This is a genomic window from Massilia sp. Root335 (assembly GCF_001425685.1).
GTDB lineage: Bacteria > Pseudomonadota > Gammaproteobacteria > Burkholderiales > Burkholderiaceae_D > Telluria > Telluria luteola.
In genome coordinates this window covers 245497-257663 of the sequence record NZ_LMCY01000043.1, presented here as the reverse complement: position 1 = coordinate 257663, position 12167 = coordinate 245497, and the positions used below count along the sequence as shown (strand labels likewise).

Annotated in this window: 11 protein-coding genes; 5 read left to right on the top strand and 6 right to left on the bottom strand. The window is 67.2% G+C overall.

The window, feature by feature from the left end; all coding sequences use genetic code 11:
* Nucleotides 1-88: 88 nt before the first annotated feature.
* Nucleotides 89-925, bottom strand: coding sequence for a branched-chain amino acid aminotransferase (locus ASC93_RS22395; protein ID WP_056447614.1), 837 nt, complete (start codon nucleotides 923-925; stop codon nucleotides 89-91).
* Between the two features lie 125 nt (nucleotides 926-1050).
* Between ASC93_RS22395 and ASC93_RS22390 the strand changes: the two genes are divergently transcribed.
* Complete coding sequence (locus ASC93_RS22390; RefSeq protein WP_056447662.1) at nucleotides 1051-3186, top strand: site-specific recombinase; 2136 nt, start codon at nucleotides 1051-1053, stop codon at nucleotides 3184-3186.
* Nucleotides 3183-4586, top strand: a complete 1404-nt coding sequence (gene cls / locus ASC93_RS22385; RefSeq protein WP_082548260.1) for a cardiolipin synthase — start codon at nucleotides 3183-3185, stop codon at nucleotides 4584-4586. The genes ASC93_RS22390 and cls overlap by 4 nt, the downstream gene beginning before the upstream one ends.
* Before the next feature lie 278 nt (nucleotides 4587-4864).
* Here the strand turns inward: cls and ASC93_RS22380 are convergent, their stop codons facing one another.
* From ASC93_RS22380 to ASC93_RS22370, 3 genes are read right to left on the bottom strand one after another with little or no spacing between them, the layout of a single operon-like run.
* Nucleotides 4865-5701 carry a metallophosphoesterase gene (locus ASC93_RS22380; protein ID WP_056447612.1) on the bottom strand — a complete coding sequence of 279 codons (837 nt, stop codon included), beginning with the start codon at nucleotides 5699-5701 and terminating at the stop codon, nucleotides 4865-4867.
* Nucleotides 5702-5716: 15 nt separating this feature from the next.
* On the bottom strand, nucleotides 5717-6631 hold the full coding sequence (locus tag ASC93_RS22375) for a diacylglycerol kinase family protein (RefSeq protein ID WP_082548259.1): 915 nt from the start codon (nucleotides 6629-6631) through the stop codon (nucleotides 5717-5719).
* The gene (locus ASC93_RS22370) at nucleotides 6628-7383 is read right to left on the bottom strand and encodes a phosphatase PAP2 family protein (protein ID WP_056447610.1); all 756 of its coding nucleotides are present in this window, start codon (nucleotides 7381-7383) and stop codon (nucleotides 6628-6630) included. The genes ASC93_RS22375 and ASC93_RS22370 overlap by 4 nt, the downstream gene beginning before the upstream one ends.
* A 176-nt stretch (nucleotides 7384-7559) precedes the next feature.
* On the opposite strand from ASC93_RS22370, the gene ASC93_RS22365 reads away from it, so the two are divergent.
* The 3 genes from ASC93_RS22365 to ASC93_RS22355 all read left to right on the top strand — a co-directional run bounded on the left by ASC93_RS22365 (nucleotide 7560) and on the right by ASC93_RS22355 (nucleotide 10299).
* Nucleotides 7560-7772, top strand: coding sequence for a hypothetical protein (locus ASC93_RS22365; protein WP_056447608.1), 213 nt, complete (start codon nucleotides 7560-7562; stop codon nucleotides 7770-7772).
* A 397-nt stretch (nucleotides 7773-8169) separates the two neighbouring features.
* Nucleotides 8170-9228 (top strand): SDR family oxidoreductase, encoded by a 1059-nt coding sequence (locus tag ASC93_RS22360; protein WP_056447605.1) that lies wholly within the window; start codon nucleotides 8170-8172, stop codon nucleotides 9226-9228.
* A gap of 30 nt (nucleotides 9229-9258) precedes the next feature.
* The gene (locus ASC93_RS22355) at nucleotides 9259-10299 is read left to right on the top strand and encodes an SDR family oxidoreductase (RefSeq protein WP_056447604.1); all 1041 of its coding nucleotides are present in this window, start codon (nucleotides 9259-9261) and stop codon (nucleotides 10297-10299) included.
* 184 nt (nucleotides 10300-10483) lie between these two features.
* Here the strand turns inward: ASC93_RS22355 and ASC93_RS22350 are convergent, their stop codons facing one another.
* Nucleotides 10484-10915 carry a hypothetical protein gene (locus ASC93_RS22350; protein WP_056447656.1) on the bottom strand — a complete coding sequence of 144 codons (432 nt, stop codon included), beginning with the start codon at nucleotides 10913-10915 and terminating at the stop codon, nucleotides 10484-10486.
* 82 nt (nucleotides 10916-10997) lie between these two features.
* Entirely contained in the window at nucleotides 10998-12056 is a 1059-nt protein-coding gene (locus tag ASC93_RS22345) for a porin (protein WP_056447602.1), read from the bottom strand.
* Between the last annotated feature and the right edge of the window lie 111 nt (nucleotides 12057-12167).

The following is a 12167-nucleotide window of genomic DNA, read 5'->3' as shown; positions in this document are numbered from 1 at the left end:
CCCGAGCGCCGCCTTCGAAGAACCTTAACTTAACGGCATTAGGCTCTGACCCCGAATTGTCGACTCAATTGTCGACTCTATTGTCGACTCAGGTCGTCTCGGTGTAGGCGAGGTACAGCTCGCGCGCCCGTTGGGCCAGCGGCCCCGCGGGCAGGTCGCGGGCTTCGTAGCGCGTGCACGGCGTGACCTTGCCGTAGTTGCCGGTGCTGAAGATCTCGCGCGCCGTTTCCAGCTCTTCCGGCCGGACGGTGCGCTCGACCACGTTCACGCCGGCCCCGGCCAGCAGCGCGATCACGCGGGCGCGGGTGATGCCGGCCAGGAAGGTGCCGTTCAGCGCCGGCGTGACGACTGCGCCGTCGGCCGCCACCATGAACAGGTTCGACGTCGCGAACTCCGCCACGTTGCCCGCCGCGTCCAGCAGGACGGCGTTGTCGAAGCCGCGTGCCTTCGCGGCGCGCAGCGCGCGTGCCGTGTTGGCGTACAGCGCGGACGCCTTGGCGTCCGTCGGGGCCATCGTGGGTTCCGGGCGGAGCAGCGGCGACAGGCAGGCGGAAAAGCCGGCGAACGGCGGCAGCGGCGCGTCGAACAGGGTCAGCGCGAAGCCGGCCGCTTCCGGCGTGGGGATGAGGAAACCTTCGGAGGCGAACACGAGCGGACGGATGTACAGCTCCGCATCCGCCGGAAAGCGCGCGACGCCTTCACGCACCAGCGCCTCCATCTCGTCGACGCCCAGCGGGCAGCGCAGGCCCACCTTCTCGGCCGACGCGATCACGCGCTCCAGGTGCGGCCGCAGGTCCGGCAGGTGGCCGCGCAGCGCACGCGCGCCATCGAAGACCGACGAACCCAGCCACACGCTGTGATCCATCGCGCCGAGCAGCGGCGTATTCCCTTCGGCCCATTGTCCCTTGTAGTAAGTCAGGTACATGTTCTCCCCTCGCGATGACGTCACGCATCCAGTGTAACGCAGGCCCGGTCCGCTCGGTTCGTCAGCGTACAGTGGCCGGGGGTATCCACGCGTACACTGACATTTCCATGCCGCGAATGTTTTCCATGCTCCGGATTCTCGAACGCCTCGATCCCGACAGCGACCGCATCGACCTCCTCGTCGACCTGGTCGACCAGCTGCGCCCGCGCCGCGCGCGCGACCACGGGGACGCGATCGCCCAGGTGCGCACGCTGACCCAGCTCCTGAAAGGCCATCCCGGCCAGGCCTGGACCCTGCGCCGCTACCTGACCACCCTGCTCGAAACGCGCCGCCACACGAGCCTGTATTCCGACGTCGGCATCCTGTCGAACGACGGCTTTTTCACCGAACTGAAAAAGCGCATCGCCTACCGCATCCTGCCGCCCGCGCTGGACGAGCTGTACCTGTCGGACACGCTCGACAAGGTCCTGTGCCGCGACGACGATTATCAGTGGATCCGCGCCGTGCCGACCGCCGACTGGCTCGAGATGTTCGACGTCGTGGCCGCTGCCGCGCCGCCGGACGGCGCCATGGACGAACCCGCCGAACCCGCCCGCGCGCGCCAGGTCGTGCTGGCCGGCCTGCTCGATGCGATCCGGACGCTGTCCTGCCGCGTCTGCGCGCTGGGCCTGGAGCCGCGCCTGATCCACGCCCACATGGAGATCGAGGAAGTCAATTCGCCCTTCCTCATGCAAAACATCGAGGCGAACAAATACCTCGACGACTACGGCCGCCTGACCGCGGGCGAGGTCGACACGATGGAAGACGCCCGCCACCTGCTCGTGATGCTGGACCAGTGCGAAGACGTCGTGCTCAAGATCCGCAGCAAGGCCCTCGCCTCGGGCACGAGCGTCGCGCTGACCTACCTGCTCGTCGCGCTGACGCAGAGCATCGACCGCCTGAGGAAGCTCTTGTTCCTCGTCGATACGAGCGGCGAGCTGCCGTCCGCGCCGACGATCGACGTGGAGGCGCTCGCGAACGAGGCGACGCCGGCCTCGGCGCCGCCGACGAGCCTGCGGCGCGCGGCCGCCGTCGACCTCGCGCAGGAACTGGCCGAGGCGCACAACACGAAATACGAAGTGCGCGGCCTGCTGCGCGACAACATCGACCTGCTGGCCCGCAACGTGACGGAAAACGCGAGCCGCACGGGCGAGCACTACATCGCCGAACGGCGCGCCGACCTGGGCGGCATGTTCGCGTCGTCGGCCGGGGCCGGCATCGTCATCGGCTTCATGGCGCTCTTCAAGATCCTGATCTCGTACCAGCACCGCGCGCCGCTGATCGAGGCGCTGTTCTACAGCCTCAACTACGCCGCCGGCTTCATCCTCGTGCACGTGCTGCACTTCACCATCGCCACCAAGCAGCCGGCGATGACGGCCGCGCGCATCGCCGCCGCGTTGCACGACACGGCGCAACGGGGCAACGTGCGCGGCAAGAGCCGGCGCCAGGTCGACGTCGACAGCATGGCGGCCCTCGTGAACAAAGTGTTCCGCACGCAGATCGTCGCCGTGCTGGGCAACCTCGCGACCGTGATCCCGGTCGCGTGGATCATCGCCCTCGCGTGGTACTGGGCCTTCGGCACCCACCTCGTCACGCCGGCCAAGGCGGAACACCTGATCGCGGACAGCCACCCGTGGCACTCGCTCGCGCTGCTGCACGCGGCCATCGCGGGCGTGTGGCTATTCGTGTCCGGCCTCGTGTCCGGCTACTACGACAACAAGGCGCTGTACACGCGCATGGGCCGGCGGGTCGAACAGCTGCGCTGGCTGCGCCGCCTGCTCGGCGAGGAACGGCGGGCCCGCTTCGCGCGCTACGTCGAGGACAACCTCGGCGGCCTGATGGGCAACTTCGTGTTCGGCGTGCTGATGGGCACGACGGCCACCGCCGGCTTCCTCCTCGGCCTGCCGCTCGACGTGCGCCACGTGACGTTCTCGTCCGCCAACTTCGCCATCGGCATCGTCGGCCTCGGGAAGCCGCTCGATCCGGAGACGATCGCCGTGACCTTACTCGGCATCGCCCTGATCGGCATGGTCAACCTGCTGGTGAGCTTCGGCCTCGCGCTGTGGGTGGCGCTCAGGGCGCGCAAGGTGCGCTTCCACCACGGGCTCAAGCTGCTGCACGCGCTGGGCCGCCGCCTGCGCGCGGCGCCGCTCGATTTCTTCATCGGACCGCGTGACCTCGACGAGGCACAGCTTGCCCCCAACCCGCGAGGATTCAAATGAGATTCCCACTGCGCTTCGCACGCCGCCTGTCCCCGTTCGCCTGGCTGCTGGCCCTGTGCCTGTGTTGCGGCGTCGTCGCGTGCAAGTCGCTGCCGGACGTCGATCCCGCGCCGGCGGCCAAGGCCACGCCGACGATCGCGACGACGAAGGGCACGTTGCCGCCCAAGAAGGCGTCCGCCCTCGTCGCGCGGCGCTGGGCCAATGCGAGCGGCAACCTCAAGGCGCTGGCCGCGCTGGAAGAACAGGCGACGGGCGTGCCGCTCATCGCGGGCAACAAGGTCACCCTGCTGTTCGACGGCCCCGCGACGATGCGCGAGATGATGGCCGCCGCGCGCGTCGCCACGAGTTCCATCAACCTCGAGACCTACATCTTCGACCAGGACAGGATCGGCAACGAATTCGCCGACGTCCTGATCGAGAAGCAGCGCCAGGGCGTGGCGGTGAACGTGATGGTCGACGCCGTCGGCGCCCTCGCGACGCCGGCCGCCTTCTTCGACCGCATGCGCCAGGCCGGCATCCGCGTGCTGATCTTCAATCCCGTCAACCCGGCCAAGGCGCGCGGCAAGTGGGAGCTGAACAACCGCAACCACCGCAAGCTGATGGTCGTCGACGGCAAGGTCGCGTTCACGGGCGGGATCAACATCAGCAGCACGTATGCCAACAGCTCGCTGTTCCGCTCGCGCCGGAAGCCGGACCAGGTCGACGGCGACAAGGTCGGCTGGCGCGACACCCACGTCAAGATCGAAGGCCCGGCCGTCGCGCCGCTGCAATGGTCGTTCATCGACCTGTGGGTACAGCAGGAGGGCGGCGAACTGCCGCAGGCCGAGTATTTCCCGACCTTGACGCCCGCCGGCGACAAGATCATCCGCGTGCTCGCCTCAAGCCCGGACCACGAATCGGACATCTACAAGGCGCTCGTCGTCGCGATCAGCGAGGCGAAGAAGACGATCCACATCACGTCCGCCTATTTCGTGCCCGACCAGCAGATCGTCGACGCCCTGATCGCGGCGGCGAAACGCGGGGTGGACGTGAAGCTCGTGCTGCCCGGCGTGTCGGACCACGGCCTGATCCGGTATGCGGGCCAGGCGTTCTACGACCCGCTGCTGGCCGGCGGCGTGCACATCTTCGAGCTGCAGATCGCCGTGCTGCACGCCAAGACGGCCGTGATCGACGGCGGCTGGTCGACGATCGGCTCGGCCAACATCGACCGGCGCAGCTTCATCCACAACTACGAACTGAACGTCGTCGTGATGGACCCGGCATTCGGCGCCGCGATGGAAAGCGCGTTCAACGAGGATTTGCGCGACTCGAAGGAAGTCCTGCTCGAACGGTGGCGGCACCGGCCGTGGTCGGACCGGATCAAGGAATGGATGTCGCGGTTGGGGGAGTACTGGATTTGAGTGGACGCGCGGACCCGCGTCACGCGAGTCGACCGCTTTACTTCGTCGTTCCCGCGCAGGCGGGAACCCAAGTTCGAGCAGCCCGGGACGCAAAATTGGATCCCCGCCTGCGCGGGGACGACGTAGATATGCGCGCGGGGACGACGTTGATATGCGCGCGGGGACGACGTTGATATGCGCGCAGGGACGACGTAGATATGCGCGCGGGGACGACGTTGATATGCGCGCGGGGACGATGTCGATATGTCCGAGGCGACGGCGTTGATCCGCGCACGTGGCTAGATCCCCGCCGCCATCATCCCATCCGCAACCTCGGCCCAGATGTTCCCGCTGCGCATGAATTTTTCGGTGGCGAGCAACTGGAACTGGTTGTGCACGCTGTCCCAGCCATAACGGTCGACTTCGATGCGCAGCGGCTCGATGCGGATCACGTTGAACGAGTTCACCTCGCCCCGCCCGCGCGTGGACGTCGCCGTGCCGGCCTGCACGACGAGCGCGGCGTACTCGCTGATCTTGTAGCGCGCCTGCGTATTGCCCGTGTGGCTCATGTGCAGGTGGCCAGCCATCAAGAGGTCCACGCCCAGTTCCGCGAACACGTCCATCGCCATGTGCGCGCGGTCGACCAGGTCGTCTTCTTCCACGCCCTTGGGCAAGTCGAACGGGTGGTGCGTGACGACGACGCGCGTGACGCCGGGCGGGAGGCCGGACAAGGTCGCGCGGATCTTTTCCACCTGCTCCCGGTTCACGCGGCCGTCCTTGAACGTGAGCGAACGCGCCGTGTTCACGCCCAGCACGGCGATCTCGTCGTCGATATGGACGGGGTCGAGGTCGTCCGTGATGTAGCGCTTGTAGCGGTCGAGCGGCAACAGGAACCGGCGGAACACGTTGTACAGCGAAATGTCGTGGTTGCCCGGCACGATGATCTGCGGGCCCGGCAAGGTGTCGAGCCAGGCCTTCGCCTCCTCGAACTGCTCGCTCCTGGCGCGCTGCGTCAGGTCGCCCGAGACGACGACGACGTCGGGCGCGAGCTTGTGGACCAGTTCGCGCAGCGGATCGAGCAGTACGGGGTCGACGCGGCCGAAATGCAGGTCGGACAGATGGACGAGTGTACGCATGGACTTCCCTTTCCGTTAGCGATCGTTGGCGCCATTTTGTACCGGCGGCACGAGCACCGTCAGTGCGCCAGGCCGCATCCGGTAGTGCAGCGGCGGACGCATTTCCGTCACCTCGCCGTCCGTCGCCACGAGCAGATGGCGGCGGTGCGTGTCGATGTCGAACCCGGGCGCCGTCAGCACGTCGAAGTCGCGCGCCTCGCCGAGGCGGCCGCGCAGCGCGTCGACGGCGAAGCGCAGCAGGCCCAGGCGGGTGGGATGCTGGGCCATGTACAGGCTCAGCACGCCTTCGTCCAGGCGCGCCCGCTCGCCGATCGACAAGCCTTCCATCGTGTAGGCATTGTTGCCGATGAAGACGAACGGCGTGCGCCGCGCCAGGCGCTCGCCGTTCACGTCGAGGCGCATCGACAGGAACGGATAGCGGCGCAGCGCGGCCAGCGCCGCCCAGACGGCCGCCGGCCACTTGCCGCGGCCGAGGCGGCGCTGCTGCTTCTCGCGGTCGCGCACGATGTCCGGATACAGGCCGAGGCTCGAATTGTTCAGGAAGATGCGGCCGTTCACCTCGCCCACGTCGACTTGCACCGGCCGGCCCGTCGCCAGGTTGCGCACCGCCGCATCGAGGTCGAGCGGGATGCCGAGGTCCTTGGCGAAATGGTTCAGCGTGCCGAGCGGCAGCACGCCGAACGGCACGCCGCTGTCGACCATCACCGAGGCCACCGCATTGATCGTGCCGTCGCCGCCGCCGGCCGCCACGAGGCGCGCGCCCTGCTCCAGCGCGCGGCGCGCCGTGGCGATCATCCGTTCGCCGCCATCGGCCAGGACCAGTTCGGCATCCAGTCCCGCGTCGGTTAGTTGCGTCTTGAGCGTGTCGCACGCCGCCTCGTCGTGTCCGGTGCCGGCGCCGGCGTTGACGATCACGGTCACGGGCTTCATCCGAGGTCCTCCGCCGCATGGGTACGCTCGCTCCACGATGTCTCTCCCCGCGCCAGCCGGCGCCGGTGCAGGGTGGAGACGGCCGTGATGCAGATGGCCAGCCACGCCGCACCCTCGGCCGCCGCAGCCAGCACGTCGGACAGGTAGTGCACGCCCAGGTACATGCGCGACAGCGCGACGAGCGCCACCATCGCGCCGGCTGCCGTCACGACGAGCACGCGCGCGCGCCACGCGTGCACGCGGCGCACGAGGTAGCACGCGAGCAGGCCGTAGAACACCGTGGCCGCCGCCGTGTGGCCGCTGGGGAAGCTGTAGGTGAGCAGGCTCAGCAGCGGGTCGTCGAAGGACGGGCGCACGCGCCGGAACACGTGCTTGAGCGCGACGTTCAACAGCATGCCGCCCGGCACGGCGATGAGGCAGGCGATCAGCCAGTAACGCGCGCGGCGGCGCCAGAACCACAGGGCCAGCAGCGCGCCCATGACGCTGGAACCGGCGAGGCCGTTCCAGTGCGTGACGAACAGCATGGCGCGCGTGAAGCCGGGCGTGGCGCGCTCGTGGAACCAGTGGGCGAGCCGCACGTCGACGCGCGTGATGGTGGCACCATGCACGACGTCCGCGGCGATCGCGCCGAAGATCCAGGCGGCCGCCAGCAGCAGCGCGAGGCCGACGGTCAGGTGCAGGCCCAGCTCGCCCTCGGGCGACAGGCGGGCGGCGAGGAAGCGCGAGAGGCGTGACGGAACGGTATTCAACATGCCGCTCCAGATGGGGTGTATTGGCGAAAAAACCACACAAATATGCAATAACTGGTTTTTTGTACAGTAACTGTGGATTCATACAGTAGTTGTGCTATTCTGTACCTACTCGAGCAAGACAACTTGCCCAGAACAGCCCAACCTGATTCGCAAATTAACTCGATTAAGGGATCGTCATGACTACTCTGAACAGCTCCTTCGGCCTTGAATACGCTCCGACGCCTTTCCTGCTGCGCCTTGGTCGCCGCGAAGTGCTGGTGACGCGCGACTTCCGCAAGCGCTTCTACCCGGTCAACCCGATCATCGAGTGCGATACCGGCGTCGAACCGGGCCACGTGGAAGTGCTGCTGCTGCGCCGCTGGCTGCTGATCCTGTCCAAGGCGCATTGAATCCATAAGCATCATCGTTTTGATTCGTTGTCTTTCGCGGGGCCGGCGCCTGTCGTCTCTCACTGGTCGCTGCCCGAAAACCGGCGCCGTCTTCCGGCACGCGGTCGAAAGAAAACGATGTTCAATAAAAGCTCGCGTATGACATCGATGCTATCAGCGAACGCGGCCTTATCGCGCACAACTGGCGGCGGCCCCCGAAAGGGTGCGCCGCGCGGCGTCGTTATCGACCTTGCAAACCCTGCTCCCCGCCCCACCTTGTAAAAACGTCTTGAATTCTGCCGTGCGACCACGATTGTCGTGATCGGTCATCGTATCGACCGTACGCATTGAGCGGGCCTCCGGAATCCGCATGCCGCGGAATGCGGCGTCCGTTCTCCAACCGAGAGAAGGAGCATTCATGGCACTGCAATTACGCAAGATTAACGAGCAGGTGATGGTCATTACCGGCGCCACGAGCGGCATCGGCCTCACGACGGCGCGCATGGCCGCCGAGCAATGCGCCAAGCTGGTCCTCGCCGCGCGCAGCGCCGATGCGCTCGACCAGCTGGCAAGCGAGCTGCGCCGCACCGGTACGCAAGTCGCGACCGTCGTCGCCGACGTCGGCAACCCGGCCGACGTCGAACGCATCGGCCACGCCGCGATGGAACGCTTCGGCCGCATCGACACGTGGATCAACAACGCCGGTATCTCGATCTTCGGCCGCAACGAAGACGTGTCGCTGGACGACATGCAGCGCCTGTTCGACACCAATTACTGGGGCGTCGTGCACGGCTCGCTGGAAGCCGTCAAGCACATGAAAGCGCGCGGCGGCGGCACCATCATCAACCTGGGCAGCGAGCTGTCCGACCATTCCATCCCCCTGCAAGGCATCTACGCCGCATCGAAACACGCGGTGAAGGCGTTCACGGATTCGCTGCGCGTCGAACTGGAAAAAGACAAGGCGCCGATCTCCGTCACGCTCGTCAAGCCGGCCGCCGTCGACACGATGTTCGTCGCCCACGCCAAGAATTACATGGACAGGGAACCGAGCCTGCCGCCGCCGGTCTACGCGCCGCAACTCGTGGCCAAGGCGATCCTGTACGCGGCCCAGCATCCCAGGCGCGACGTATTCGTCGGCGGCGCGGCCAAGGCGCTCTCGGCGGGCAGCTTCGCGCTGCCCGCCGTGCTCGACCGCTACATGCGCGCGACGATGTTCAAGCAGCAGCAGTCGGACGCGGCCAACGCGCCGAACCGCGGCGATGCGCTGCACGGGCCGAACCCGCAGCACGAACTGCGCGAACGCCAGGGCGTCTCCGCGCACGTGATCGAGACGTGCCCGTACACGGCGCTGTCGCTGCGCAAGGGCAAGGTGATGGGCGCGCTGCTGGGCGCCGGCGCCCTGTACGCCGCGTGGAAGCTGGCGGGACGTCCGGCCGCGCGCACGTGGTCCGCGAGCCGCCTGCGCCAGGCGCTGTGAATCTCCGTCATCGATCGACAAGGAGGCATCATGTCCCTCAAGCTGAAAAAACTGGATGAACAGGTGATGGTGATCACGGGTGCGACGAGCGGCATCGGCCTGGCCACCGCCCGCATGGCGGCCGAAGGCGGCGCACGGCTCGTGCTGGCGGCGCGCGACGCCGACGCCCTCGACACCCTCGCGCACGAAATGCGCCAGCGCGGCATGGAAGTGGCGACCGTCACGGCCGACGTCGGCAACCCTGCCGACGTGGCGCGCATCGGCCAGCAAGCGATGGAGCGCTTCGGCCGCGTCGACACATGGGTCAACAACGCGGGCATCAGCGTGTACGGCAGGAACGAAGACATCGCGCTGGAAGACATGCGCAAGGTCATGCAGACGAATTTCTGGGGCGTCGTGCACGGCTCGCTGGAAGCCGTCAGGCTGATGAAGGGACGCGGCGGCGGCGCCCTCATCAACCTCGGCAGCGAAGTGTCGGACCGCGCCGTGCCGCTGCAGGGTACGTATTCCGCGTCCAAGCACGCGATCAAGGCGTTCACGGAATCGCTGCGCATGGAGCTGGACAAGGAAGACGCGGGCATCTCGCTCACCGTGATCAAGCCGTCCGCCATCGCCACGCCGTTCCCGAACCACGCCAAGAGCTATATGGAACACGAGCCCGACCTGCCCCCGCCGAACTACGCGCCGGAGCTGGTGGCGCAGGCCATCGTGCACGCAGCCCAGGTGCCCGAACGCGACCTGTATGTGGGCGGCCATTCGAAGCTGACGTCGCTGGCGGGCTACCTGATGCCGCGCGCGCTCGACCGCTTCATGGGCAGAACGATGTTCAGCCAGCAGCAATCCGACCGCCCGAATTCGAGCGCGCGCCGCGACACCCTGTACCGGCCGGACGCCGCGCAGGAACTCCGCCAGCGCAACGACAGCGACCACCTCGTCGTCGAACGGAGCCCGTACACATCGTTCGAGATGCGATCAAAGTCCACCAAGACCGTGCTGCTGGGCGGCGCGCTGCTGGCGGCCTGGGCGCTGACGCGCAAGCCGTGGCAGCGGACGGTGTGGCATGCGTCGTAGGGTGGGCACCCCGTGCCCACGTCCGCGCCGCCGTGACGCATGCATTTGGCGGGCACGGGGTGCCCGCCCTACGGCTGGATGAGCCTCACGGCCATGACGCGTGAGCGGCAATGACGTGTGAGCGGCAATGACAAAGGGCCGGATGGCATCCACCATCCGGCCCTCGTGCGTGATGTGCTGCGGCTTACTTGCCTGGCGCCCGCCCCCGCGGCGGCTCGCTGCCGAGGAAGTCGACATCGTCGTCCGTCAGCGGCAGGCTCGGAATCGATTCGATGCGGTCGGTATCGATGTCGCTGCCGTCCTTGCCGATCAGGTCGCGGCCGGCCGCGGCCCGTTCGCCGGTGCCGCCGAAGTCGCTGTCGCTTTCGAAGTTCGGGTCGCCCAGGTCGGCGCCGGCGCTGTCGTAGCCGGCTTCGTTGTCGGACGTCGTGCCGGTGTCCAGGTCGATCTTCTGATCGTCGTCCAGATTGGCCGCGAAGCCGGGACCGCCGACGACGTCACTGCCGGTGTCCGAAATATCGCTCGGACCGAGCGAATCGATGCCGTGGCCCTTGCCCAGGCTACGGTCGGGTGCTTCAGGAAAGTTATCTGGATCAAGTGTGCTCGTACCAGTCATGTTGCCTCCGAAATAATGCAAAAATCATGAGGACAGGCTACCTGCTTTTGCCGCGCAGCGGCGCAGCGCACGGGAGCCAGCACTAAAAAGCGTGGCGCATGCCGACGTTCACGGCCGAGCTGCCGCTCGGGCGGGCCGCGCCGCCGATCAGGATGCCGGTGCCGTTCGTGTTGACGGTGCGCGAGAACGCGGCGTAGAAGTCGGTGCTGCGCGAGACGACGTAGCTGGCGCCGATCGCGAACTGGTTGGCGTCGCGGTTGGCCAGGTCACGGTCGTTCTTGTGGATGAACGAGGCGAGGAAGGTGGTCGAGCGCGTCACCGGGACGGCGACGCCGACGAGGGTGTCGCGGCTGTCGGTCGACGACGTGCTGGCCACGCCGGCGCCATACGGATTGTCGGGGTTGTACAGCGGCGAGCTGCCCCAGCCGCGGTTGGCGGAATACGCGGCATAGGCCGTGCCCCAGCGCATGCGCACATTGGCCGCGATCAGGGAGTTCTTGGCATCCATATTGTTGCCTGCCAAGTCGTACAAATGGATCTGGGCCACGTGCCGGTTCTGGTGGGCGGCGCGCAGCGACAGTGCGCCGTAGTCGAAGCCGATCGACATGCCCCAGGCGCGGTCGCCGAGCGGGTCTCCGCCGAGCGTGTCGGTGGTCCAGGACGCGCCCGTGCTCAGGTGCTTGAACTGGCTGTTGTAATAGCGCACGCCGCCGTCGATGGGCAAGCCGCTCCGCGTGACGAGATTGCTGGCCTTGCCGGCCGTGCCGGCGTGGAACGGATCGCCGACGTCGGGATGCGCCAGGTATTCGAAGTTGTACTGGTGGCCCAGCGTGAAGCCGCCGGTGCCCGGCTGGGTGCCGATGTCGTCGAGGCGTCCGTACGTGCGACGCGGCGGCGAGGCCCAGACCGCGCCATTGCTCCGGGTCGGCTGTCCCGTGAACACGGCGATGTCATGCCCGCCCGGCGCTTCGCCGACGTAGTCCGTGCCCGCGCGCGTGCCTGCCGGCCGGGCGCAATCGGTGCAAGCGCTCTTGCGCGTCGCATCCGGATTGCCGGCGCTGGCCGCACTTTCAGAATCCTGCGCGCATGCGAGCGACGCACATCCGCCCAGCATCACACACACAACGAAACCCTTGTTCATGGCGCAATTCCTCTCTACGCCTTAACACTATCCGCTTAACCACAACTCTATCTGTCCAATATCGCACAAATCTACTCTCATCTTTTCCCGATGTCTTGTCAGCGTATTCTG